This is a genomic window from Pseudonocardia zijingensis (assembly GCF_042657305.1).
GTDB classification, from domain to species: Bacteria; Actinomycetota; Actinomycetes; order Mycobacteriales; family Pseudonocardiaceae; genus Pseudonocardia; species Pseudonocardia zijingensis.
In genome coordinates, this window is sequence record NZ_JBHSKO010000007.1 from 119,077 (window position 1) to 142,794 (window position 23,718).

The 23,718-nt window shown below is 74.4% G+C and carries 23 protein-coding genes; 13 read left to right on the forward strand and 10 right to left on the reverse strand.

Going from position 1 to position 23,718, the window contains the following annotated elements:
- Positions 1-64 precede the first annotated feature (64 nt).
- Positions 65-739: a response regulator transcription factor gene (locus ACFPL3_RS16575; RefSeq protein ID WP_343941998.1), complete on the forward strand. Its 675-nt coding sequence runs from the start codon at positions 65-67 to the stop codon at positions 737-739.
- Here the strand turns inward: ACFPL3_RS16575 and ACFPL3_RS16580 are convergent.
- On the reverse strand, positions 715-2,877 hold the full coding sequence (locus ACFPL3_RS16580) for an ATP-binding protein (RefSeq protein WP_379589264.1): 2,163 nt from the start codon (positions 2,875-2,877) through the stop codon (positions 715-717). The genes ACFPL3_RS16575 and ACFPL3_RS16580 overlap by 25 nt on opposite strands.
- Before the next feature lie 87 nt (positions 2,878-2,964).
- On the opposite strand from ACFPL3_RS16580, the gene ACFPL3_RS16585 reads away from it, so the two are divergent.
- The 6 genes from ACFPL3_RS16585 to ACFPL3_RS16610 all read left to right on the forward strand — a co-directional run bounded on the left by ACFPL3_RS16585 (position 2,965) and on the right by ACFPL3_RS16610 (position 8,059).
- Complete coding sequence (locus tag ACFPL3_RS16585) at positions 2,965-3,537, forward strand: SACE_7040 family transcriptional regulator (RefSeq protein WP_343943929.1); 573 nt, start codon at positions 2,965-2,967, stop codon at positions 3,535-3,537.
- A gap of 284 nt (positions 3,538-3,821) precedes the next feature.
- The gene (locus ACFPL3_RS16590; protein WP_343943930.1) at positions 3,822-5,039 is read left to right on the forward strand and encodes an NRAMP family divalent metal transporter; all 1,218 of its coding nucleotides are present in this window, start codon (positions 3,822-3,824) and stop codon (positions 5,037-5,039) included.
- Positions 5,036-5,806: a LamB/YcsF family protein gene (locus ACFPL3_RS16595; RefSeq protein WP_343943931.1), complete on the forward strand. Its 771-nt coding sequence runs from the start codon at positions 5,036-5,038 to the stop codon at positions 5,804-5,806. The genes ACFPL3_RS16590 and ACFPL3_RS16595 overlap by 4 nt, the downstream gene beginning before the upstream one ends.
- Complete coding sequence (locus ACFPL3_RS16600; protein WP_343943932.1) at positions 5,803-6,408, forward strand: 5-oxoprolinase subunit B family protein; 606 nt, start codon at positions 5,803-5,805, stop codon at positions 6,406-6,408. The genes ACFPL3_RS16595 and ACFPL3_RS16600 overlap by 4 nt, the downstream gene beginning before the upstream one ends.
- A complete protein-coding gene (locus ACFPL3_RS16605; protein ID WP_343943933.1) occupies positions 6,405-7,283 on the forward strand; it encodes a 5-oxoprolinase subunit C family protein in 879 nt (292 codons plus the stop codon). The genes ACFPL3_RS16600 and ACFPL3_RS16605 overlap by 4 nt, the downstream gene beginning before the upstream one ends.
- Entirely contained in the window at positions 7,280-8,059 is a 780-nt protein-coding gene (locus tag ACFPL3_RS16610; protein WP_343943934.1) for a putative hydro-lyase, read from the forward strand. The genes ACFPL3_RS16605 and ACFPL3_RS16610 overlap by 4 nt, the downstream gene beginning before the upstream one ends.
- On the opposite strand, the gene ACFPL3_RS16615 is transcribed toward ACFPL3_RS16610, so the two are convergent.
- Genes ACFPL3_RS16615 through ACFPL3_RS16635 form a run of 5 tightly spaced genes read right to left on the reverse strand, consistent with a single transcriptional unit; the run spans position 8,041 to position 14,006 of the window.
- A complete protein-coding gene (locus ACFPL3_RS16615; protein WP_343943935.1) occupies positions 8,041-8,967 on the reverse strand; it encodes a DMT family transporter in 927 nt (308 codons plus the stop codon). The genes ACFPL3_RS16610 and ACFPL3_RS16615 overlap by 19 nt on opposite strands.
- A gap of 10 nt (positions 8,968-8,977) precedes the next feature.
- Positions 8,978-10,531: an adenylate/guanylate cyclase domain-containing protein gene (locus tag ACFPL3_RS16620; protein WP_343943936.1), complete on the reverse strand. Its 1,554-nt coding sequence runs from the start codon at positions 10,529-10,531 to the stop codon at positions 8,978-8,980.
- A 42-nt stretch (positions 10,532-10,573) separates the two neighbouring features.
- Positions 10,574-11,395: a MaoC family dehydratase gene (locus tag ACFPL3_RS16625; protein ID WP_343943937.1), complete on the reverse strand. Its 822-nt coding sequence runs from the start codon at positions 11,393-11,395 to the stop codon at positions 10,574-10,576.
- A complete protein-coding gene (locus tag ACFPL3_RS16630) occupies positions 11,395-12,720 on the reverse strand; it encodes a 3-oxoacyl-ACP reductase (RefSeq protein ID WP_343943938.1) in 1,326 nt (441 codons plus the stop codon). Before ACFPL3_RS16630 ends, ACFPL3_RS16625 begins: the two co-directional genes overlap by 1 nt.
- Positions 12,720-14,006: an acetyl-CoA C-acetyltransferase gene (locus ACFPL3_RS16635; RefSeq protein WP_343943939.1), complete on the reverse strand. Its 1,287-nt coding sequence runs from the start codon at positions 14,004-14,006 to the stop codon at positions 12,720-12,722. The genes ACFPL3_RS16630 and ACFPL3_RS16635 overlap by 1 nt, the downstream gene beginning before the upstream one ends.
- Positions 14,007-14,062: 56 nt before the next feature.
- On the opposite strand from ACFPL3_RS16635, the gene ACFPL3_RS16640 reads away from it, so the two are divergent.
- Positions 14,063-14,692 (forward strand): TetR family transcriptional regulator, encoded by a 630-nt coding sequence (locus ACFPL3_RS16640; RefSeq protein WP_343943940.1) that lies wholly within the window; start codon positions 14,063-14,065, stop codon positions 14,690-14,692.
- Positions 14,689-16,632, forward strand: coding sequence for an acyl-CoA dehydrogenase family protein (locus ACFPL3_RS16645; RefSeq protein ID WP_343943941.1), 1,944 nt, complete (start codon positions 14,689-14,691; stop codon positions 16,630-16,632). Before ACFPL3_RS16640 ends, ACFPL3_RS16645 begins: the two co-directional genes overlap by 4 nt.
- On the opposite strand, the gene ACFPL3_RS16650 is transcribed toward ACFPL3_RS16645, so the two are convergent.
- A complete protein-coding gene (locus ACFPL3_RS16650; RefSeq protein ID WP_343943942.1) occupies positions 16,615-17,010 on the reverse strand; it encodes a winged helix-turn-helix transcriptional regulator in 396 nt (131 codons plus the stop codon). The two genes, ACFPL3_RS16645 and ACFPL3_RS16650, sit on opposite strands and share 18 nt — an antisense overlap.
- A gap of 98 nt (positions 17,011-17,108) precedes the next feature.
- Here ACFPL3_RS16650 and ACFPL3_RS16655 point away from each other — a divergent pair, with 98 nt between their 5' ends.
- Positions 17,109-17,924 (forward strand): NAD(P)H-binding protein, encoded by an 816-nt coding sequence (locus ACFPL3_RS16655; RefSeq protein WP_343943943.1) that lies wholly within the window; start codon positions 17,109-17,111, stop codon positions 17,922-17,924.
- A gap of 6 nt (positions 17,925-17,930) precedes the next feature.
- Here ACFPL3_RS16655 and ACFPL3_RS16660 read toward each other — a convergent pair whose 3' ends face one another.
- Entirely contained in the window at positions 17,931-19,529 is a 1,599-nt protein-coding gene (locus ACFPL3_RS16660) for an acyl-CoA synthetase (RefSeq protein ID WP_343943944.1), read from the reverse strand.
- A 72-nt stretch (positions 19,530-19,601) separates the two neighbouring features.
- On the opposite strand from ACFPL3_RS16660, the gene ACFPL3_RS16665 reads away from it, so the two are divergent.
- A complete protein-coding gene (locus ACFPL3_RS16665) occupies positions 19,602-20,846 on the forward strand; it encodes an amidase (protein ID WP_343943945.1) in 1,245 nt (414 codons plus the stop codon).
- Here the strand turns inward: ACFPL3_RS16665 and ACFPL3_RS16670 are convergent.
- Positions 20,830-21,738, reverse strand: a complete 909-nt coding sequence (locus ACFPL3_RS16670) for an MOSC domain-containing protein (RefSeq protein WP_343943946.1) — start codon at positions 21,736-21,738, stop codon at positions 20,830-20,832. The genes ACFPL3_RS16665 and ACFPL3_RS16670 overlap by 17 nt on opposite strands.
- A 72-nt stretch (positions 21,739-21,810) precedes the next feature.
- Here ACFPL3_RS16670 and ACFPL3_RS16675 point away from each other — a divergent pair, with 72 nt between their 5' ends.
- Positions 21,811-22,077 (forward strand): helix-turn-helix transcriptional regulator, encoded by a 267-nt coding sequence (locus ACFPL3_RS16675; protein WP_343943947.1) that lies wholly within the window; start codon positions 21,811-21,813, stop codon positions 22,075-22,077.
- 2 nt (positions 22,078-22,079) lie between these two features.
- Here ACFPL3_RS16675 and ACFPL3_RS16680 read toward each other — a convergent pair whose 3' ends face one another.
- Positions 22,080-23,243: a pyridoxal phosphate-dependent aminotransferase gene (locus ACFPL3_RS16680; protein WP_343943948.1), complete on the reverse strand. Its 1,164-nt coding sequence runs from the start codon at positions 23,241-23,243 to the stop codon at positions 22,080-22,082.
- 44 nt (positions 23,244-23,287) lie between these two features.
- On the opposite strand from ACFPL3_RS16680, the gene ACFPL3_RS16685 reads away from it, so the two are divergent.
- Positions 23,288-23,710, forward strand: a complete 423-nt coding sequence (locus tag ACFPL3_RS16685; protein WP_343943949.1) for a pyridoxamine 5'-phosphate oxidase family protein — start codon at positions 23,288-23,290, stop codon at positions 23,708-23,710.
- The last annotated feature ends 8 nt before the right edge of the window (positions 23,711-23,718 follow it).

The window sequence follows — 23,718 nt, forward strand, 5'->3', positions numbered from 1 at the left end:
GTTCATTAACAACGATCGCCAGCAGGGTCACCCGCAGGTTCGCCCGAGCCGATACCGTCGGGGGGTGCGCGTACTGCTGGTCGAGGACGAGGTTCCGCTCGCGGAGATGGTGCGGCGCGGGCTCGCCGCCGAAGGGCATTCGGTCGAGGTCGTGCACGACGGGATGGCCGGGCTCGCCGCGGCGAGCACCGGCCAGCACGACATCGTGGTGCTCGACATCATGCTGCCCGGCCTGTCCGGGTACCGGATCCTGCAGCGGCTGCGCGCCGCCGAGATCTGGACGCCGGTGCTCATGCTCACGGCAAAGGACGGCGAGTACGACGAGGCCGACGCGTTCGACCTCGGCGCCGACGACTACCTCGTCAAACCCTTCTCGTTCGTGGTGCTCCTCGCCCGGCTGCGGGCGCTGCTGCGGCGGGCCGGCGACGCCCGCCCCACGGTGCTCACCGTCGGCGACCTGAAGCTCGACCCCGCCCGGCACCGCGTGCACCGCGGGGACGTCGAGATCACGCTCACCCCGCGCGAGTTCGGCGTGCTGGAGCACCTGATGCGGCACGCGGGCGAGGTCGTCACGAAGACCGACATCCTGCGGGCCGTCTGGGACGCCCACTACGAGGGCGAGGTCAACGTCGTCGAGGTCTACGTCGGCTACCTCCGCCGGAAGATCGACGCGCCGTTCGGCACCAACAGCATCGAGACCCTGCGCGGGGTCGGCTACCGCATGGCCGAGCCGGGCTGAGGCCGCGGCGTCGGGATCCGCGCGGAGCGCTCCGGCTCACCCTCCGGCGGGACAGGCGGGATGCCGTGGGGCGCGGTGACCGGGTCGCGCCGGGCCTCCTCGTCGCGCACGGGCTGCTGCCCGCCCTCCACCGGGCGCCGGCCCCGCGGCCGCGGGGCCGGTGGCTCCTCCCAGGCGGCCTCGCCGGTCCATGCGGCGTCGTCCGCGGTCCACGTGGTGTCCCTGCGGTCGCTCTTGGCGCGGAACCACGCGCTGGTGGCCGCGGTCCGCTTGGACCGGGACGGAGATGGGGCCGGCTGCGGCCCGGGTTGCGCGGCAGGTGGGGGCACGGGCTGCGCGGCGGGCGGCGCCACCGGCGGCGGGCCGGGCGGCGACGCGGGCTGCGGAAGGGGCACGGCCTGCGGCACGGGCGGGGGCACGGGAGCGCCCTGCGGCACCGTGGGCGGCGCAGGGGGCGGCACGGGCGACGGGCTCGGCCGCGCGCCGGCGGGAGGGGCAGCGGCAGGCTTCGCGACCTCGGGCTGCGCAACGGCGGGCTGCGCAACGGTGGTGCGGGCACCCGTCGGCTGGTCGGCCGTGGGCTGGGCGACCGCGCCCTGGACCGCCTTGCCCTGGGCAGCCGCGGGCTGGGCACGTGGCGGCTGGGCACCTGGCGGCTGGGCGGCCGTGGGCCGGGCGCCCGCAGGCGGGGCGTCCTCCGGCTGCGCGTCCTCGGGTTGCGCGTCGAGCCCCGGGGCGACCGGGATCCGCACGCGGAAGAGCGCGCCACCCGCGGGCCCGTCGGTGACCTCGACGCTACCCCCGTGCGCGGCCACGACCTCGGCGACGATCGCCAGGCCGAGCCCGGAGCCGCCGTCGGCGCGGGCGCGGGCGTCGTCGAGGCGGACGAAGCGTTCGAAGACCCGGGCGCGCTCGGACTGCGGCACGCCGGGCCCGTCGTCGGAGACCTCGAGCACGGCGGAGTCGCCGTCGCGCCCGACGGTGACGAGCACCCGGGAACGGGCGTGGCGGCGGGCGTTGTCGACCAGGTTGCGCACCACGCGGGCCAGCTGGCCGCGGTCGCCGACCACCCGCACGGGGACGGCCCGCACCTCGGCGACCACCTGCCCGTCGGCGGGCCTGCCGCGTTCGAGCTCGGCGACCTCGTCGAGGTCGACCTCCTCCCGCCGCGGCTTGAGGCCGCGCTCGTCGGCGCGTGCGAGCAGGATCAGCCCCTCGACCAGGTTGTTCAGCCGGGCCGCTTCGCCGCGGAGGGCGGTGATCGTGCTGCGGTCGACCGTGCCGTTCTGCATGAGCTCGAGGCCGGTGGCGATCGTGGCGAGCGGGCTGCGCAGCTCGTGGCTGGCGTCGGCGACGAACCGCCGCTGCACGCCCTGAGCGTCCTCGAGCCGGGCGAGCATGCCGTTCATGGTCTCGGCGAGCCTGCCGATCTCGTCACGGGTGGGCGGCACCGGCACGCGCTGCGCGAGGTCCTTCTCCGTCATCGCGGACACCTGCGCCCGCATCGCCTCCACCGGGCGCAGCGCGCGACCGGAGAACAGGAACGTGGTGACCCCGGCGACCAGGATCAGCAGCGGGATCCCCCAGAGCAGGAAGAACAGCAGCGTGCGGGTGGCGGCCTCCACCACGGTGAGCGGGGCCGCGTAGAGCAGCACGACGTCCCGGCCTGCCGAGTCGGTGCCCGTGGCGACGAGCACCGCGTCGACCGTGCTGCCGTCGGCCTTGCGGACGGGCACGCCGTACTGCACGACGGTCTCGCCGTCCTCCGGCAGCACCTCCGCGATCGGGACGTCGCGGCCGACCGCGTCGGTGCCGGCCTCGATGGTCCACGTCGCGCCCTCGCCGTCGCCGTACTGCACGCGCACCTGGGCGAGGTCGGACTGCCGAATGAGGGAGTCGATGGCCTCGCGGGCGTTCTCGTTGGCCTCGCCGCGCCAGTTGCCCTCGAGCCGGCTGGCGATCACCTGCGCCTGTGCCCGGGCGTCGGTCTGGACCTGCTGGCGGAGGGAGTGCTGCACGAGCAGCACCAGCGCGACGCCCGCCACCGCCAGCGCCAGGGCGACCACCACGGCCGCCGAGAGCGCCGACACCGCGCGCACGCCCATGCGTGCGCGCAGCCATCCCATCGGCCGTGGCATCGATACAGCGTAACGACCGCGCCCTGTGGCCCGCCTGAGATCGGCGAGCCTGTTAGCGGGCGTTAACCGGTGGTTAGGCTACGGCGCATGGCCACGCCCGCCGCCACGCCCGCGAGCAGCAGGCGGGAGCAGATCCTCGCCGTGGCCGCGCAGCTGTTCGCCCGGCACGGGTTCCACGGCGTCAGCATCGCCGACCTCGGCGCGGCCGTCGGGATCAGCGGGCCCGCGCTGTACCGGCACTTCCCGGGCAAGGAGGCCCTGCTCTCGGAGCTGCTCGTCGGGATCAGCGAGCACCTGCTGGCCGGCGGGCAGGCCCGGGCGGCGCGCACGGAAGACCCGCACGAGCTCCTCGCCGCGCTCGTGGAGTTCCACGCCGACTTCGCCCACCGCGAGCCGGAGCTGATCGTGGTGCAGGACCGGGACCTGGCGAACCTCCCCGCGCCCGACCGGCGCACGGTGCGCCGGCTGCAGCGCACCTACGTCGAGATCTGGGTGGACGCGCTGCAGCGCGCCCATCCGGGCCTGCCGGTGGACGCGGCCCGCACGGCGGCGCACGGCACGTTCGGGCTGCTCAACTCCACCCCGCACGCGGGCCGCAGCCCGGAGGCCGCGGCGCTGCTGCGGAGGATGGCGCTGGCCTCGCTCCGCAGCCTGTCCTGATCTCACGCCGGGGCGGGTCGTCGACCGAGGAGGGGGGATCGGTCGACGACCCTGACCGCGCAGACGGCTGGGCGGGCACACCCGGGACCGCCTGTTCACCGCGGTCGCGCACAGTGTCCGCCCGCTGGCCGTGGGATGTACAGGGGCGTGACGTCGGGATCCGCATCGGCAACATGCGGTAACAGAATATTTCCCTTGAAGTATTGCCGGATCGTTGAACGATCCCTACTCTTCCCACAACCGTCGGATGTGCCACGGGTCACCCGCTTCTCAAGGAGCCTGCGATGAGCGATACGAAGGCCGTGTCCGCGATCGGACCGGGGACGCGCCGCAGCGCCGTGCTCGGCGCGATGTTCCTGATGGCCACCAGTGCCATCGGCCCCGGATTCATCACCCAGACCGCGACCTTCACCGCCCAGCTCGGCGCCGCATTCGCGTTCGCGATCCTCGCGTCGATCCTGGTGGACATCGCGGTGCAGCTGAACGTGTGGCGCGTGATCGGTGTGTCCGGTCAGCGCGGCCACGAGCTGGGCAACAAGGTGGCGCCCGGCGTCGGGTACGTCCTGGCCGCCCTCGTCGTGATCGGCGGGCTGGTGTTCAACATCGGCAACGTCGGCGGCACCGGGCTCGGCCTGGACGCCATGATGGGCATCGACGCCGGCATCGGCGGTGCGATCTCCGCGGTGATCGCCATCGCCATCTTCCTCAGCAAGAAGGCGGGCGTCGCGCTCGACCGGATCGTCGTGGTGCTGGGCGCCCTGATGATCCTCATGACCACCTACGTCGCGATCGTCTCGCAGCCGCCGGTCGGCGAGGCCCTGCGCAGCTTCGTGCTCCCCGACACCGTCGACTTCCTGGTGATCACCACCCTGATCGGTGGCACCGTGGGTGGTTACATCACCTACGCGGGCGCGCACCGGCTGCTCGACTCCGGGATGACCGGGCCCGAGCACGCCGACAACATCGCGAAGAGCTCGATCATCGGCATCATCGTCACCGGGATCATGCGCGTGGTGCTGTTCCTCGCGGTGCTCGGTGTGGTCGCGGGCGGCGTCGCGCTGGCCAAGGAGGACCCGGCCGGCAGCGCGTTCCAGGCCGCGGCGGGCGAGGTCGGCCTCCGGCTGTTCGGCATCATCCTGTGGGCCGCTGCCATCACGTCCGTGATCGGCGCCGCGTACACCTCGGTGTCGTTCCTGACCCGCTCCACCACGAGCGACCGCACGCGCAACCTGCTCACGGTCGGCTTCATCGCTCTTTCGGCGATCATCTACCTGCTGATGGGCACCGCTCCGGCCACTCTGCTGGTGTTCGCCGGTGCGTTCAACGGGCTGATCCTGCCGATCGGCTTCACCGTGGTGCTCTGGGTGGCGTGGCGGCGCCGCGACCTGCTCGGCGGCTACAAGTACCCGACGTGGCTGCTCGGGATCGGCGTCCTCGCCTGGGTGCTCACGCTCTACATGGGTTACGCGTCGCTGTCGGGCCTGGGCAAGCTGTTCGCATGAGCATGATCGATCTGAACTCCGACGTCGGCGAGTCGTTCGGCCGGTGGGAGCTCGGGGACGACACGGCGATGCTGGCGCTCGTCAGCTCCGTCAACGTCGCCTGCGGGTTCCACGCCGGCGACCCGACGACGCTCCGGAGGACCTGCTCCCTGGCCGCGCAGCGCGGGGTCGCGGTCGGGGCGCAGGTCGGTTACCGGGATCTCGCCGGGTTCGGCAGGCGGTTCATCGACGTCGCCCCGGCCGAACTGACCGACGACGTCGTGTACCAGATCGGCGCGCTCGACGGGATCTGCCGGGCGGCCGGCACCCGCGTGCGGTACGTCAAGCCGCACGGGGCGCTGTACAACGCGGTCGTGCACCACGAGGCGCAGGCCGCGGCCGTGGTGGCCGCGGTCCGCGCCTACGACCCCGACCTGCCGGTGCTCGGGCTGCCCGGCTCGGTCTTCCTCGCCGCGGCGGAGGCGGCGGGGCTGCGCACGGTGCGCGAGTTCTTCGTGGACCGCGGCTACACGCCGCAGGCCACGCTCGTGCCCCGTTCGCAGCCGGGGGCGCTGCTCCACGACGCCGACGAGGTCACGACGCGGGTACTGCGGATGATCACCGAAGGCAAGGTCACCGCGGTGGACGGCACCGACGTGCGCGTGGAGGCCGAGTCGGCGTGCGTGCACGGCGACTCGCCGGGCGCGGTGGAGATGGCCACGGCGGTGCGCGCCGGCCTGGAGGCCGCGGGGGTGGCGCTGCGTCCGTTCACGGAGGAGCAGGGGTGAAGGTGCTCCCGTGCGGCGACACCGGCCTGCTCGTCGAGGTCGACGGGCTGCCGGAAGTGCTCGCCCTCGCCGACGCCGTACGGGCGGCACCTCCCGAGGGCGTCCTGGACGTCGTCTCGGCCGCCCGCACGGTGCTGCTCTGCGTCGAGCCGGGCACCGACCTCGACCACGTCCGCCGCGCCGTGCTGGACCTCGAGGTCGAGCCCGGCGCGGCGCCGCCGGAGGGGGAGCGGGTGGTGATCGACGTCGTCTACGACGGCCCCGACCTCGAGGAGGTGGGCGAGCTGACCGGGCTCGGCGCGGAGGGCGTGGTGGCGGCGCACACCGGCACGCCGTGGCGCGCCGCGTTCGGCGGTTTCGCCCCCGGGTTCGCCTACCTCGTGGGCGGCGATCCCCGGCTCGAGGTCGCCCGGCGCCGCGAGTCGCGCACCTCGGTGCCGGCCGGGGCGGTCGGGCTGGCCGGCGAGTTCAGCGGGGTCTACCCCCGTTCGTCGCCCGGGGGGTGGCAGCTCATCGGCCACACCGACGCGGAGCTGTGGAACATCGACCGCGGTGCGCTGATCCAGCCGGGGTGCACGGTCGAGTTCAGGGCGGTCCGATGACCCGCAAGCTGGAGGTGGTCGCCACCGGCGCGCTGGCGCTCGTCGAGGACATGGGCCGTCCCGGGCTGGCCGCCACCGGCGTCGGACGCTCCGGCGCGGCCGACCGCGCGGCGTTGCGGCTGGCCAACCGGCTCGTCGCCAACCCGGAGGACGCGGCGGGGATCGAGGTCGTGTTCGGCGGGCTCGCCGTGCGCGCCCACGGCCTGCTCACGGTGGCGCTGTCCGGAGCCGCGGCCCCCGCGGACGTCGACGGCACGCCGGTAGGCCACCACTCCCTGATCCTGCTGCGGCCAGGGGAGGTGCTGCGGCTGGGCGTGCCGCCCACGGGGCTGCGCACCTACCTCGCCGTGCGCGGGGGCATCGCGGTGGACCCGGTGCTCGGGTCGCGCAGCACGGACATCCTCTCCGGGCTGGGGCCCGAGCGGCTCGGGCCGGGCACGATGCTGCCGATCGGCCCGGAGCCCCGCAACCTTCCCCTCCTCGACGTCGCCCCCGTGGCGCCGCTGCCGGGCGAGGACGTCGTGCTGCGGGCCGTCCCCGGGCCCCGGGCGGAGTTCTTCACCGACGCCCGCGCGCTCACCCGCACCGTGTGGACGGCGTCCAGCCGCAGCGACCGGGTGGGCATGCGGCTCGAGGGCGAACCCCTCGAACGCGCCGGGTCCGGCGAGCTGCCCAGCGAGGGCATCGTCCGGGGCTCCGTGCAGGTGCCGCCGGGTGGGGAGCCGGTGCTGTTCCTCGCCGACCACCCCGTCACGGGCGGGTACCCGGTCGCGGCCGTGGTGCTGGACACCGACGTCGACCGGGCGGCGCAGGTGCGCCCCGGGCAGCGCGTGCGGTTCGTCCTCGTCCCGCCCCCGTGGAAGGAGAGCGCGTGAGCAGCGCCGAGACACCCGCCTCCGCCCGCGCCCGGTTCCGGGCCGGGCTCGTCACCCCGACCGCGGGGTGGTGCGACGGCTACACCCAGGCCAACCTCATCGCGGTGCCGCGGGAGATCGCGTGGGACTTCCTGCTGTTCGCACAGCGCAACCCGCAGCCCTGCCCGGTGCTGGACGTGCTGGAGGCCGGCTCGGTCTCCGGCCCGCTGCTGGCGGGTGACATCCGCACCGACATCCCGCGCTACCGGGTGTACATCGACGGCGAGCTCGTCGACGAGCCCACCGACGTGGTGGACCGGTGGCGCGACGACCTCGTCGGTTTCCTGATCGGCTGCAGCTTCACGTTCGAGCGCGCGCTCGGCGCGGCCGGGGTGCCGGTGCGGCACGTCGAGCAGGGCGTCAACGTGCCGATGTACCGGACGTCGGTGCGCTGCAGGCCCGCGGGTTCTGTCGGCGGGCCGCTCGTCGTGTCGATGCGGCCGGTGCCCAGCGCCCTCGTCGAGACGGCCGTGCGCACCACGGCGGCCTACCCGGCCGTGCACGGCGCGCCCGTGCACGTCGGCGACCCGCGCGAGCTGGGCATCCCTGATCTCGACGCGCCCGACTACGGCGACGCGGTGACCCTCGAGCCCGGCGACGTGCCGGTGTTCTGGGCCTGCGGGGTGACGCCGCAGGCGGCGGTGGTGGAGTCGAAGCCGCCGCTCGCGATCGCGCACGCGCCCGGACACATGCTGATCACCGACGCCGAGGACGAGGCCTACCGCATCCGCGTCTGAGCGGGGCGCGAGCGCCGCCGGGACAGGCCCACGCCGACGAGGCAGATCGCGCCGCCGACGATCGCGAGGAGCGGGGGCGCCTCACCGAGGAGCGCGGCGGACATGACGATCGTGATGGGCGGCACCAGGTAGGTGCTCACCCCGAGCCGCCCCGCGTCCATCCGCGCGAGCGCGTACGCCCAGGTGCTGAAGGCGAGTGCGGTGGGCACCGCGCCGAGGTAGACGAGGCCCGCCGTGGCAGCACCCGGCGCCGCCGCCAGCCCGTGCACGAGGCCGGGCGCGAACGGCAGCGTGCAGGCGGCACCGATCGTGCACGCGAGCCACGTGACCTGCAGGCCGGGCAGCCGGTGCAGCACGAACTTCTGCGACAGCACCCCGATCGCGTACGTGACGGCCGCGACGACGCAGAGCAGCACCCCGAGCAGGTCGGCCTCCGCGGTGTTCGAGGTGGCCGCGCCGACCAGCACCGCGCCGCAGAACGCGACGAGCGCCCCGATCACCAGCCACCGCGGGAAGCCCTCGCCGAGCAGCAGCCCGGCGAACAGCGCGATGAGGATCGGGCCGATGTTCACCAGCATCGCTGTGGTGCCCGCGTCGATGCGCTGCTCGGCCGCGTTGAGGGCGAGGTTGTAGATCGCGAACCAGGCGACGCCGCACAGGACGACCAGCGCCCACTCCCGGCGCGTCGGCCACACCCAGCGGCGCGTGACCAGGAGCCCCGCGCCGAGCGCGAGCGACCCGATGAGCAGGCGGCCGAGGGTCATCGGGCCGGGGTCGTAGTGCACTCCGACGGCGCGGATCGCCACGAACGCCGACGCCCACGCCAGAACCGTGACCGCGACCGCCCCCAGCGCCGCCCACCGGTACCGGGACGCGGGGACGGCGGGCCGGGTGGCGGACGAGCTCATGACCGCGACGCTAACCGCGCACCCCGTCCCCGACCACGCGATTTTCGGTCACGGAGCCGCGAGATCCCGCCGGAACGGCGAGGCGGGTGGGCTCGCTGCGGCCGCGGAGCACGGTGGTGTCGCCGAGCTCCCACCGCGCGGCCTCCTCCTGGCCCGCCATCGCCACGGCCCGGGCGGCGGCCAGCACCCGGCCCGGCTCGCCCTTGGCCAGCTCGGTGAGCCGTGCGGCCTCGTTCACCGGGTCGCCGATCACCGTGTACTCGTAGCGCCGCACGTCGCCGACGTTGCCCGCCACGGCGTCCCCGGCGGAGATCCCGATGCCCGCCGTGACGTCGGGCAGCTCCGCGGCGAGCCGGGCCGCCAGCACCCGGCCGGCCGCGAGCGCCCCACCGGCGGGATCCGGCCCGTCCACCGGGGCCCCGAAGACGGCGAGCGCGGCGTCGCCCTCGAACTTGTTGATCCAGCCGCCGTGCTCCTCGACCACCTCGACGACGACCGCGAAGAAGCGGTTGAGCAGCGCGACGACCTCCTCGGGTGGGCGCTCCGCGGTGAGCGGGGTCGACCCGACGAGGTCCACGAACAGCACCCCGACGCACCGGACCTCGCCACCGAGTCGGATCTCGCCCGCAGCCGCGGCAGCCTGCGCGACGTCACGCCCGACCTGGCGGCCGAACAGGTCGCGGATCCGCTCCCGCTCGCGCAGGCCCGCCACCATCGTGTTGAAGCCGGACTGCAGCTGCCCCAGCTCGGTGCCGTCGTAGACGGTGACACCGCCGTCCAGGTCGCCGTGCTGCACGCGGCGCATGGCGCGGCGCACCGCGTCGACGGGGTCGGCGACGGCCCGGGCCGCCCCCACCGTGACGAGCAGACCGGCGCCCAGGGCGACGCCGCCGAGCACGATCATGATCACCGCGAGCCGGGAGGCCGGGACGTCCCCGTGGACCAGCGCCGACACGGCCATCACCATCGAGCCGACCACCGGCACCCCGGTGCCGAGGGCCCAGAACAGCAGTGACCGCACGACGATCCCGGGCTGCCCGCGCCGCGGCTGCGGCGGGTGCGCGGCGAGCACCTCGGCCGCGGTGCGCCGCAGGATCCGTTCGCTGAGCAGGTACGCCAGCGCGCACGTCGTGATGCCGCCGAGCACGATCGTCTCGCCCACCGAGACCGCGAGCCGCAGCGAGTGCTGCAGGTTGAGCAGCACGAACACGGCGGCAGCCAGCGCCCACAGCGCCACCTGCACGGTGACCAGCCGCAGCGGCCCGTACAGCACCATCCGCCGCTCGCGGCGCCGCTCGGCGTCGGGCTCGCCAGGGCGCAGCCGGAACCGGCGCCCGCCCCACAACAGCCCGATCGGCACCGCCACCACCATGTACACGCCGAACGCGACGACGTTCTGCGTGCGCACGCGGCCCGGGTCGACGAGCGGCCCCTCCGGCAGCACCCACGCCGCCAGGGCGAACACGACCACCGCGCCGCCGAGGTTCGCCAGCACCACCACGACGGCGAGCGCGACCCGGACGGGCCAGTCGATGACCCACCGCCGCCGCCTGGTGCGTGCCACGAGCAGCGAGTCTAGGCCGATCGGAGGAACAGCACGTTCTCCTCAGCTCGGCGTGATCGACGCCCTCAGGTGCGTACCCCGGCTGCCCCGCACCTCCGCGGCCCAGCCCACGCCCGCGGGCACCGTGTGCAGCTGCACCGTGGACGGCAGCAGCAGCGGCTTGCCGAACGCCACGTCGTAGGTGAGGGCCGCGGGCAGCCTCCCCTGCAGCGCGGCGAGCACGCGGGCCGCCGTCCACATCCCGTGCGCGATGGCCCGCGGGAAGCCGAACGCCTTCGCCGTCCACGGGTGCAGGTGGATGGGGTTCACGTCGCCGCTCACGCGGGCGTAGCGGCGGCCCGTGCCGGCACCGACGCGCCAGGTGGCCACCGCGGCGGCGTCCCCGGCACCGGGCGGCTCCGCCGGGTCGGGCGCACCCTCGGGTGCGGTGGCGCCGCGGGCGAGGTAGGTGCTGCAGCCCTCCCACACCGCCTCCCCACCGGCGTCCACCTGCGCCACGAGGTCGACCCGCGCGCCCTTCGGGTGCGCCCGCAGCCCCTCGGCGTGCACGCGCACCGCGAGCGGCTCGGCCGCGTCGACGGCGCGGTGCGCGGTGATCCGGTTGCGCACGTGGACCAGCCCGGGCAGCGCCAGCGGGAACGACCGCCGGGCCATCAACTCCACCTGCAGGCCGAACGCCAGCACGTGCGGGTAGGTCACCGGCAGGGTGTCGGCCACGGGGAAGCCGCAGACGTGCGCGTACTCCGCGAGGTGGTCGCGGTCGACGACGACGTCCCGGGTCAGCTCGGTGTCCGGCAGCACGGTGCCGCGCGGACCCACCGCGCCGACCGCGGCCTTCACGTAGAGCGGGGCGAGGCCTGCCATCAGGCCCCCAGCATGTTCTGGCCGTCGACGCGCACGACCTGCCCGGTGACCCCGGCGGACGCGGCCTGGCCGAGCCAGCCCACCGCCTCGGCCACGTCCACGGGCAGCCCGCCCTGCTTGAGGCTGTTGACGCGGCGGCCCGCCTCGCGGGTGGCGAGCGGCATCTTGGCCGTCATCGCGGTCTCGATGAAGCCGGGGGCGACGGCGTTGATCGTGGCGCCCCGCCCGGCCAGCCGCGGGGCGAGCGCGCGCACCATGCCGATCACGCCCGCCTTGCTCGCCGCGTAGTTCGTCTGCCCGCGGTTGCCCGCGATGCCGCTCATCGACGAGATGCAGACGATCCGCGCGCTGTCCCCGAGCAGGTCCTGGTCGACCAGGAGCGCCTCGTTGATCGTCAGCTGCGCGCGCAGGTTCACCGCGAAGACGGCGTTCCAACGGTCCGCGTCCATGTTGGCGAGCAGCTTGTCGCGGGTGATGCCCGCGTTGTGCACCACCACGTCGACGCGGCCGTGGCGCTCCCGCAGGTGTGCCAGAAGCCGCTTCGGCGCGTCCGCCGCCGTGATGTCGAGCTGCAGCGCGGTGCCGCCGGTGCGGTTGGCCACCCGGGCCAGCGCGTCACCCGCCGCCGGCACGTCCACGGCGACGATCGTGGCGCCGTCGCGGTGCAGGGTGTCGGCGATGGCCTCGCCGATGCCGCGCGCCGCGCCCGTGACCACCGCGATCCGCCCGGCGAGCGGCCGGTCCGGGTCACCCGGCTCGACCGCACCGACCGGCGCGGAGATCCGCACGACCTGCCCGGACACGAATGCCGAGCGGGCGGACAGGAAGAACCGCAACGACGAGGTGAGCGCCGCGGCCCCGGCGTCGGGCGCCACGACGAGCAGGTTGGCGGTGGCGCCCGCCCGCACCTCCTTGCCCGCCGAGCGCACCAGCCCTTCGAACGCCTGCGCCACGGCCGCGGCCTCCACGTCCTCGGCCGGCGCGGCGGGTCCGAGCAGCAGGAGCCGCCCGGAGGGGGCGAGCCGCCGCACCGCGGGCGTCAGGAACTCCCGCGCGGCGGCGAGGTCGTCGAGGGTGCGGGCCCCGGTGGCGTCGAGGACGGCCGCGGCTGCCTTCCCGTCCTCGCCCGCCTCGGCCACGCCCGCGTCGGCGAACAGGGCGCGGACGTCGTCGACGAGCCCGCCCTTGCCGACCGCCCCCACGAGCGCGGGCCCGTCGAGCAGCGGCTGACCGGGTTCCCAGCGGCGCAGCACCGGGATCCGCGGCACCCCGAGCCGCTGGACGAGCCGGTACTGCGACAGGTCACGCAGCGCGTCACCGCTCATCACGCCGCCTCCAGGATCGCGACGACGCCCTGGCCGCCGGCCGCGCAGATGCTGATCAGGCCACGGGCCGGGGCGCCCTTCTCGTGCAGCAGCTTGGCCAGCGTCGCGACGATCCGCCCGCCGGTGGCCGCGAACGGGTGCCCGGTGGCCAGCGACGACCCGGCGACGTTGAGCTTCGACCGGTCGATCGCGCCCAGCGGGGCGTCCAGGCCGAGCCGTTCCTTCGCGAACGCCGGGTCCTCCCACGCCTTCAGCGTGGCCAGCACGGTGGACGCGAACGCCTCGTGGATCTCGTAGAAGTCGAAGTCCTGCAGCGTGAGGCCGTTGCGCTCCAGCAGCCGCGGCACGGCGTGGACGGGCGCTGTGAGCAGCCCGTCACGGCCGTGTACGAAGTCGACGGCGGCGGTCTCGACGTCGACGACGTGCGCGAGCACCGGCAGCCGGTGCTCGGCGGCCCACTCGTCGGATCCGAGCAGCACGGCCGAGGCGCCGTCGGTGAGCGGGGTGGAGTTGCCCGCCGTCATCGTGGCGCCCTCGCCCTTGCCGAAGACCGGCTTGAGCTTCGCGAGCTTCTCCACCGAGGTGTCGGGGCGCAGGTTCTGGTCGCGGGTGAGGCCGAGGTAGGGCGTCACCAGGTCGTCGAAGAAGCCGCGGTCGTAGGCGGCGGCGAGGTTGCGGTGGCTCGCGACGGTGAGCTCGTCCTGCTCCGCGCGCCCGACCTGCCACTCGACGGCGGTCAGAGCGGCGTGCTCGCCCATCGACAGCCCGGTGCGCGGTTCGGCGTTGCGCGGGATCTCCGGCACGATCTGGCCGGGGCGCAGCCCGCGCAACGCGGCGACACGCGCCCCGAGGGTCTTCGCCGCGTTCAGTGCCATCAGCACGCGCCGCAGGTCGTCGTTCAGCGCGACGGGTGCGTCGCTCGCGGTGTCGACGCCCGCGGCGATGCCGCTGTCCACCTGCCCGAGCGCGATCTTGTTGGCCACGAGCACCACGGTCTCCAGCCCTGTGCCACAGGCCTGCTGCACGTCGTAGGCCGGCGTGTACGGCGAGAGGGTGCTGCCGAGCACGGCCTCGCGCGTGAGGTCGCGGTCGCGGCTGTGCTTGAGCACCGCGCCACCTGCGACCTCGCCCAGCCGCTGCCCGGACAGGCCGAAGCGGGCGGCGAGGCCGTCGAGCGTGGCGGTGAGCATGTCGAGGTTGGACGCGCGGGCGTACGCGCCGTTCGCGCGGGCGAACGGGATGCGGTTGCCGCCGATGACGGCGGCCTTCCTCCGGGTCTCCGGCATGTCGGTCTCCTACCCACGAGTAGCCGGTACCCAAAGTACCCGGTACCGTCGGTCCCGTGCAGGCGGTGCCGGATCGACGCGCCAGCCGGTGGGACGCCCACCGGCGCACCCGGCGCGCCGAGCTCACCGACGCGGCGATCGCCGCCATCCGCACCCACGGCGCCGGCGCGGGGATGGACGACGTCGCCGCGGCCGCCCACACGAGCAAGACCGCCGTCTACCGGCACTTCGCCGACCGCACCCAGCTCTACGTCGCGGTCTGCGAGCGGGTGGCGCAGGTCCTGCTCGGGCAGGTGCGCACGGCGATGGACGGTGCGCCCGGACCGCGCGCGAAGACCGCCGCCGCCATCGCGGCCTACCTGCGGCTGATCGAGCACGACCCCGAGGTCTACCGGTTCGTGGTGCACCGGCCGCTCGCCGACGCCGACCTCGTGGCCGACCTGGTCTCCCTGATCGGCGACCAGGTCGCGGAGGTGATCGCCGAGCAGCTCGCCGCCGCGGGGGCCGACCCGGCGCCCGCGGTGCCGTGGGGCCACGGGGTGGTGGGCATGGTCCGCTCGGCGGCGGACAACTGGATCGCCCGTCCGGCGGGTATGAGCAGGGAGCAGCTGGCCGATCACCTCACCGCCCTCGCCTGGGCGGGGCTTTCCGGGGTGGTCGCCCGCACCGAGGAGGAGACGTCATGACGGTGGACCGGGACGCGCTGCAGTCCGTCCTCGACGGGAGGTGGGCGCAGGTCCGCGACGAGATCCGTGCCCAGATGGACGAGCTCGCGTTCAACCCCGACCCGAACCTCTCCACCGAGGAGTACCGCGCGCTCACCACGGAGAACCTGCACCTGCTCGCGCGCACGGGGCGCCCCCGCCAGGGCTTCGACCCCGCGTACGGCGGCGGTGGCGACGTCGGTGGCGTGGTCACCGCGTTCGCGATGCTCGGCTACGGCGACCTGTCGCTGCTGGTCAAGGCCGGTGTGCAGTGGGGGCTGTTCGGCGGGGCGGTGCAGGTGCTCGGCACGAAGCGCCACCACGACGAGTACCTCGAGCGCATCATCGACGGGGAGCTGCTCGGCTGCTTCGCGATGACCGAGACCGGCCACGGCTCCGACGTCCAGCACCTGCGCACCACCGCCACGTACGACCCGGCCACGCGCGAGTTCGAGATCCACACCCCGGACGAGGGCGCCCGCAAGGACTACATCGGCAACGCGGCCCGCGACGGCCGGATGGCGGTGGTGTTCGCGCAGCTGGTCACGCAGGGGCGCTCGCACGGCGTCCACGCGCTCCTCGTGCCGATCCGCGACGCCGACGGCACGCCGATGCCCGGCGTCGCCATCGGCGACTGCGGCCGGAAGGCGGGCCTCAACGGCGTCGACAACGGGCGGCTGACGTTCGACCGCGTGCGCGTGCCGCGAGAGGCGCTGCTCAACCGGTTCGGCGACGTCGCCGAGGACGGCACCTACAGCAGCTCCATCGCCAACGAGACCCGCCGCTTCTTCACGATGCTCGGCACGCTCGTGCGGGGCCGGATCAGCGTGGCGGGCGGTGCGGGCACCGCCACGCAGAAGGCGCTCGCGCTCGCGATCCGCTACGGCGCCGTGCGCAGGCAGTTCGCCGACCCGGCCACCGGCGAGGAAGTGGTGGTGCTCGACTACCTCGTGCACCAGCGCAAGCTGCTGCCCGCACTCGCCACCACCTACGCGCTGCACTTCGCGCAGAGCGACCTCGTGGCGGACATGCACGACCTGCAGGCACCGGGCACCGAGGGCGACGAGTGGCGTCAGCGCGACCTGGAGACCCGTGCCGCGGGGATCAAGGCCGTGGCCACCTGGCACGCCACGACCACGATCCAGACCTGCCGGGAGGCCTGCGGCGGAGCGGGCTACCTCGCCGAGAACCTGCTGCCGCAGCTCAAGGCCGACACGGACGTGTTCACCACGTTCGAGGGCGACAACACCGTGCTGCTGCAGCTCGTCGCGAAGACGCTGCTGTCGGACTACGGCCGCCGTGTGGCCCGGCTCGACCTGGCGGGCAAGGCCCGGTTCGCGGCCGACCTGGTGGCCGACACCGTGGCCGAACGCACCGGGCTGCGGGCGCTCCTGCGCCGCGGCGACGTCCGCGACCGCGCGTACCAGCGGTGGCTGCTCGTCGAGCGCGAGCAGCACCTGCTCGCGAACGCCGCGCAGCGGATGCGCCGGGCGCTGGCACCCGGCGCCGACCAGTTCGGCATCTTCAACGGCGCGCAGGACCACCTGCTCGTCGCGGCCCGCGCGCACGTCGACCGGATCGTCTTCGACTCGTTCGCGGCCGCCGTCGACCGGGTCGCCGACGCCGGGGTGCGCAACCTGCTCTCGGACGTGCTCCGGCTCTACGCGCTGGCGGTGATCGAGGGCGACCGCGCCTTCTTCATCGAGCACGCCTACCTGACGCCCGCCCGGGCCAAGGCCGTCACGCAGGCGGTCAACGGGCTGTGCGGGCGGCTGCGCCCGCACGCCCGCACGCTCGTGGACGGATTCGGCATCCCGGAGGCGTGGCTCGACTGCCCGCTGCTGGACGGTGAGCGCGAGGCCGGTGCCCCGGTGCAGGCGCTGCCGGCGGGCGAGCCGACCGGCCTAGCCTCGGTGGGCTGAGGCCCGCTCGGCGCGCGCCCGCTCGACGTCGGGGATGTGCGTGTCGATCCAGTTGAGCAGGCCGGCGAGGTGGGCGGTGACCTCCTCGCCGAGGTCGGTGAGGCCGTAGGTGACCTGCGGCGGCGCCGTGGGCACCACCTCGCGGCGCACGAAGCCGTCGCCCTCGAGGGTGCGCAGCGTCTGGGCGAGCATCTTCTCGCTCACGCCGCCGATGGCCCGGCGCAGCGCGCTGTAGCGCAGCGGCGCGGGGCGCAGGCCGACCAGCACCAGGACCGCCCACTTGCTCGTGATGTGGTCGAGGATCCCGCGCGCGGGACACCGGCTGTCGAACACGTCACCCCGGCCCAGGGCCATGGCTTCGACGACCTGCGGGCTCACATCGGCCTCCGGTGCCTACCTCGAAGTGCGTACTTACCGGAAGAGAGTACCGCGCGTACGGTCAGTTCCATTCTCGAAGACAGCGAACGGAGCAGAGCATGTACGTCATCACCGGGGTCACCGGGAAGCTCGGCCGGGTGGCCGTCGAGGACCTGCTCGAGCGGGTGCCCGCCGGCGAGGTGGCCGCGGTGGCGCGCGACCCGCGCAAGGCGGCGGACCTCGCCGCGCGCGGCGTCGACGTCCGCCGCGGCGATTACGAGGACCCCGCCTCGCTGCGGGAGGCCTTCGCCGGAGCCGACGTCCTGCTCTTCGTCTCCTCCCCGGACATCACGCCCGGCGCGCGGCCGCGCCAGCACGGGAACGTGGTGGAGGCCGCCGTCGCCGCAGGCGTCGGGCGGGTGGTCTACACCAGCGCGATCGGCGCCGACGGCGACGCACCCGGTTTCCTCGCCGACCACACCGTCACCGAGGGGCTGCTCGCCGGATCGGGCCTGCCGCACACCTTCCTGCGCAACACGTTCTACCTCGAGGCGCTGGTCAACCCGGGTCTACGGGCCGCGGTCGACGCGGGTGAGCTGCTCGGCGCCGACGAGGGTGTGCCCGTCAACTTCGCGGCGCTGGCCGACCTCGGGCTCGCCGCGTCCCGCGCGCTCACCGGCGACCGGCACCCCACGGCCTATGAGCTGCGCGGCCCGGTGTTCACGGTGGCCGACCTCGCCCGCACCGTCTCCGAGGTCTCCGGGAAGGACGTCGCCTACCGGCCGATTGCCGCCGATGCCGTCGATGAGGCGGGCTTCATCCACCAGCTGATCGCGTCCGGGCTCTTCTCGGAGCCCTCTGACGATCTGGGGAAGCTCATCGGACGGCCGCCGACCAGCCTGCGCGAGGCCGTCGAAGCGGTGCTGCGCGGCTGACCCCCGTCAGTCCTCGTCGCGGGCCGGCAGGTCCGCGTGCCGCGCCCGCAGCTCGCGCTTGAGGATCTTGCCGCTCGGGTTCTTCGGCAGCGCGTCGGCGAACACCACGTACTTCGGGCACTTGTAGCCCGCCAGGTGCGCGCGGGCGTGCGCGAGCACGGCGTCGGCGGTCAGGTCGGCGCCCGGCTTCGGCACGACGACGGCGGTGACGGCCTCGATCCAGCGCGGGTGGCTGATCCCGAACACCGCGACCTCCGCCACCCCGTCCAGGAGGTAGATCGCCTCCTCGACCTCGCGGCTCGCAACGTTCTCGCCACCGGTCTTGATCATGTCCTTCTTGCGGTCGACCACCGAGAGGTAGCCGTCGGAGTCCATGATCCCGAGGTCGCCGGAGTGGAACCAGCCGCCGCGGAACGCCTCGGCGGTCTTCTCCTCGTCGCCGTAGTAGCCCAGCGCCGCGTGCGGGCTGCGGTGCACGATCTCGCCGACCTCGCCCGGCGGCACCGGCTCGCCCAGCTCGTCGACCAGCATCGTCTCGACGTTGACCGCGGGCCGGCCCGCCGAACCCGCCTTCGGCAGCTGCTCGTGCGGGCGCAGGATCGTGGCGAGCGGGGCCATCTCGGTCTGGCCGTAGAAGTTCCAGAGCTGGACGTCGGGCAGCCGGCGCTGCAGCTCCTTGAGCACCTCCACCGGCATCGCGGACGCCCCGTAGTAGCCCTTGCGCAGGCTGGACAGGTCGCGCGTGTCGAAGTCCGGGTGGCGCAGCAGGGAGATCCACACCGTGGGCGGGCAGAACAGCTTCGTGACCCGCTCCGCCTCGATCGTGGCCAGCAGCGCCGCCGGGTCCGGCCCGGGCAGGATCACGCTCGTGGCGCCGAGGTAGACGTCCACGGAGAAGAAGCAGTCCAGCTGCGCGCAGTGGTACATCGGCAGCGCGTGCACCTCGACGTCGTCGACGGCCATCCCCCCGTCGATCACGCAGCTCACGTACTGGGCGATGAGCGAACGGCTCGAGAGCACCACGCCCTTCGGCCGCGACTCGGTGCCCGAGGTGTACATCAGCCGGAGCGGGTCGTCGTCGCCGACGGCCACCTCGGGATCGTGGTCGGGCCCGGCGGTCCACCAGTCCGCCACGTCCTCCCAGCCCTCGGCCGCGCCGCCGATGCGCCCGCGCACTCCCGCGGCCACCCCGGCCTCGGCGAGCGCCTTCGCGGCGGTCTCGGTGAACACGTCCTGCACCACCATCCCGGTGGCGCCGGAGTGGCCGAGGATGTAGGCGATCTCCGACGCCCCGAGCATGAAGTTCACCGGCACCAGCACCACTCCGAGCTTCGCCGTGGCGAACGCGGTCACCGCGTACTCCCAGCAGTTGCGCGACAGCAGCGCCAGCCGGTCGCCCTTCGCCACACCGCGGGCGGACAGCGCGTGGGCGGTGCGGTTCACCGCGGCGTCGAACTCCGCGTACGTGAAGCGCCGCTCGCCGCACACCACCGCGAGCTTGTCCGGGTAGCGCAGCGCGGTGCGCCGCAGCAGGTCACCGACCCCGTGCTGGCGGGCGCGGGCGACGGCGGCGGTGGTGTCGGCCGAGAAGGGGGCGTCGGGCATGCCCGGATGATGCCGGACCGGGCGCACGGCATGCACCTGTCCGATCGTCGGTGCACGTTCTACGGTCGGGACGTGCCCCCGATCACCGACCGGATCCCGGACGCCGACACCGACCTGCACGCCTTCGTCGAGGAAACCGGCCGCGCCGAGCGCGTCGCCGCCGAGCTCGACGGCATCGCCCGGCGCTGGCCGGACCCGCAGCACCGGCCGCCGCTGTACGGCGTCCCGGTGGGGGTGAAGGACGTGTTCCGCGTCGACGGCCTGCCCACGAGGGCCGGGTCGGCGGTGCCCGCCGAGGTGCTCGCCGGTCCGGAGGCCACCGCGGTCACCCGCCTGCGGACGGCGGGAGCGGTGGTGGCGGGCAAGACCGCCACCACCGAGTTCGCCTACTTCGCCCCCGGCCCGACGCGCAACCCGCACCACCCCGAGCACACGCCCGGTGGGTCGAGCAGCGGGTCGGCGGCCGCGGTGGCCGCCGGGCTCGTACCGCTCGCGCTCGGCACGCAGACCGTCGGATCCGTCGTCCGGCCCGCGGCGTACTGCGGGTGCATCGGCGTCAAGCCGACCTACGGGCGCGTGCCCTGCGACGGGGTGGTCGCCAACGCGCCGACGTTCGACACCGTCGGCTTCTTCGCCGCCGACCTCCCCCTCGCCCGGGCCGCCGCGGAGGCCCTCGCCGACGGGTGGACACCCGCGCGGGCGGACGAGCGCCCGGTGCTCGGCGTGCCCGTGGGCCCCTACCTCGACCAGGCCGACGCCCGCGAACCGTTCGCCGCGCAGGTGTCCGCGCTGCGCGCGGCCGGCTTCGAGGTGCGCGAGGTCCCGCTGTTCGACGACATCGAGCGGGTCAACCGCAGGCACACCGTCGTCAACCTCGTCGAGCTGGCCCGCAGCCACGACGCCTGGTTCGACCACCACGCCGAGGTCTACCGCTCCCAGACCGCGTCGGCCATCCGGGAGGGCCGGGCGGTCGACGCCGCGACCTACGGCGCCGCGCTCGCCGAGGTGCAGGAGTTCCGCCGCACCCTGCCCGCCCACACAGCCGACGCCGGCGTCGACGTCTGGATCTGCCCGGCGGCCACCGGCCCCGCCCCGCACGGGCTGGACACCACCGGGAACCCGGTGATGGCAGTGCCCTGGACGCAGGCCGGCGTCCCGGCGCTGTCGCTGCCCGCGGGCACCGCGGCGGCCGGTCCGGGCGCTCCGGCGCTGCCGGTGGGCCTGCAGTGCGTCGGCCTCCCCGGCGCCGACGAGCAGCTGCTCGCGTGGGCCGACGGCATCGCAGCGGCGCTCGCCCCCGCTACCGGCCGTCCGTAACCTCGAACCGGTCACCCACCGCGATCTCACCGCCCGCGCTGACGTCCGCGTAGGCCCCGGCGCACGCCCAGGTGCCCAGCCCGGGGATGTCCACGCGGTTGTGCCTGGCGATCGTGCGCAGGGTGTCGGGGTCGCGCGGCAGGTCGTCCTGCGCGAGCGTGGTCATGACGCAGCGCATCGTCGGCATCGACACCGTGATGTTCGGGCCGACGTCCGGGCCGGCGTCCGGGCCGCTGCCGAAGACCAGCGTGCGCCCCTGCCAGCCGTTCTCGACGAACCCCGTGTCCCCGGTGTCCACCACGAGGTTCGGCCGGTAGCGCCGCGCGTCGAACGTGGCAGCGGGCGCGAGCTCGCGCAGCCTGCGCAGCGTGGCGGTGGTGAGCAGGTGCAGCACCGCGAGGTCGAAGAACGCCGGGTGGGGCGCCAGCGCGGCCAGGTCGAACCGGCTCACCGCCTCACCGGTGACCTCGGTGCGCACGCGGGTGCCCGCGACGACCGCCTCGGGGGCGAGCCCGTCGATCTCCGGCCACACCTCCTCGAACGCGGCGCCCTCGGGCGGGATGGCGGTCAGGCGCACGGCGCGCCCGATCGCCGTGCTCAGCGCGGCGTCGATGTCGGCGTCGCCACTGTGGTGCACCGACCCGTCGGGAAAGGTGATCTCGACCGGCGGCGGCCCGGCCCCGTCGGGCTCCTGCGCGCAGCGGGCCGAGAACCCGAGGAGCCCGCCCCAGAGCCGCGGAACCTTCGCGCTGGCCACGGTGCCCGTCTCGACGTCGATCAGGGCGTAGGCACGGTCGCCCGCCAGCCCGCGCTCGTCCACCACCCGGCACCGCTCCAGCGGCTCGCCGAGCATCGACTTGACCGGGTAGCGGTACAGCTGCGTGACGACCATCGCCCGTTCCTAGCAGCTGCGTGGCCGGGCGGCTCGCCGTGATCGGCAGCGACCGGTATTACTATCGGGCTCATGGTGCGCGTGCCGCTGACCCCCGCCGACCGCGAGCGCGGCGAGCGCCTCGGCCTGCTCCTGCGCGACGCCCGCGGCGACCGCAGCCTGGTGGACGTCGCCGCCGCGGCCGGCATCTCGGCCGAGACCCTGCGCAAGATCGAGACGGGACGCATCCCGACGCCGGCGTTCTTCACGGTGGCCGCGCTCGCCGACGCGCTGGCACTGTCGCTCGACACCATCGCCGCCACCACCACGCCGGCCGGGGCCCCGCTGACCCCGACCTGACCTCAGCCCGCGGCGGCGCGCAGCGCCACCAGCCGCGACGCCGCCTCGGCGAGCACCTCGTCGCGCTTGCAGAAGGCGAAGCGCACCAGCGGACGGCCCAGCTCCGGGTCGGCGCAGAACACCGACACGGGCACCGCGGCCACCCCGACCTTCTCCGGGAGGCTCCAGCAGAACTCGGCCCCGTCGGTGAAGCCCAGGGGCGTGACGTCGGTGACCACGAAGTACGTGCCCGCCGTGTCGAACACCGTGAAGCCCGCCTCCCGCAGCCCGGCGGACAGCAGGTCGCGCTTGCGCTGCAGGTCGCCCGCCAGCTGCGCGTAGAAGGAGTCGGGCAGACCCAGCGCCGTCGCGATCGCCGGCTGGAAGGGCGCGCCGCTGACGTAGGTGAGGAACTGCTTGACCGCCCGCACCGCCGAGACGAGCTCCGCGGGCCCGCTCACCCAGCCGACCTTCCAGCCCGTGACGGAGAAGGTCTTGCCCACCGAGGAGATCGTGAGCGTGCGCTCGGCCAGCCCCGGCAGGGTGGCCATCGGCACGTGCGGGCGCCCGTCGTAGATCATGTGCTCGTACACCTCGTCGGTGACGATCACGGCGTCGTGCTCGGCGGCGAGCTCGCCGATCAGCGTGAGCTGCTCCCGGTCGAGCACGGTCCCGGTCGGGTTGTGCGGGGTGTTGACCAGCACCACCCGGGTGCGCGAGGAGAAGGCCGCACGCAGCTCGTCCGGGTCGAAGGCGAACGTCGACCCGTTCGGCCGCAGCGGCACCGGGCGGATCACCGCGCCCGCCAGCGCGATCGTGGCGGCGTAGGAGTCGTAGTACGGCTGGAACGTGACGACCTCGTCACCGGCCTCGCACAGGGCCAGCACCGCGGAGGCGATCGCCTCCGTGGCCCCGGTGGTGATCAGCACGGTGTCCGGGTCGACGTCGAGCCCGTAGAAGCGGCGCTGGTGCTCGGCCACGGCGGTGCGCAGCTCGGGCACACCGACGCCCGGGGGGTACTGGTTGATCCCGCCCTTGATGTTCGCGGCGGCATCCTCGAGCAGGGAGGCGGGCCCGTCGGTGTCGGGGAAGCCCTGGCCGAGGTTGATCGCGCCGGTGCGCAGTGCGAGCGCCGACATCTCGGCGAAGATCGTGGAGGTGTGGGCGCGCATGCGTTCGACGAGCATGGGTGCACCGTACGTTGTCAGACCACGCTCCTACCCTGCGCCGCATGCCGATGCCCGAGCACGAACGCCAGGAGTTCCTCGCCGAGCCGCACGTCGCGGCGCTGTCGGTCGCCGCGGGCCCGGAGCGTGCCCCGCTGGTGGTGCCGATCTGGTACGCCTACGAGCCCGGCGGCGACATCTGGTTCCACACGTCGGTCGGCTCGCGCAAGGCGCAGCTCATCGACGAGGCGGGCCGCGTCTCCCTGATGATCGACGAGGCCGCGGCCCGGGTCCGTTACGTGTCGGTCGAGGGCCCGGTCGTGCACACCCGACCGGGCACCGCCGAGGACGTGCGCGCGATGACGGTCCGGTACATGCCGCCCGAGCAGGTCGAGTCCTACCTCGAGTTCGCCCTGGCCGAGCACGGCGAGCAGGTCGTCTACCACGTTCGGCCGCAGCGCTGGCTCTCCGCCGACCTCACGGGCTGAGGACCGAC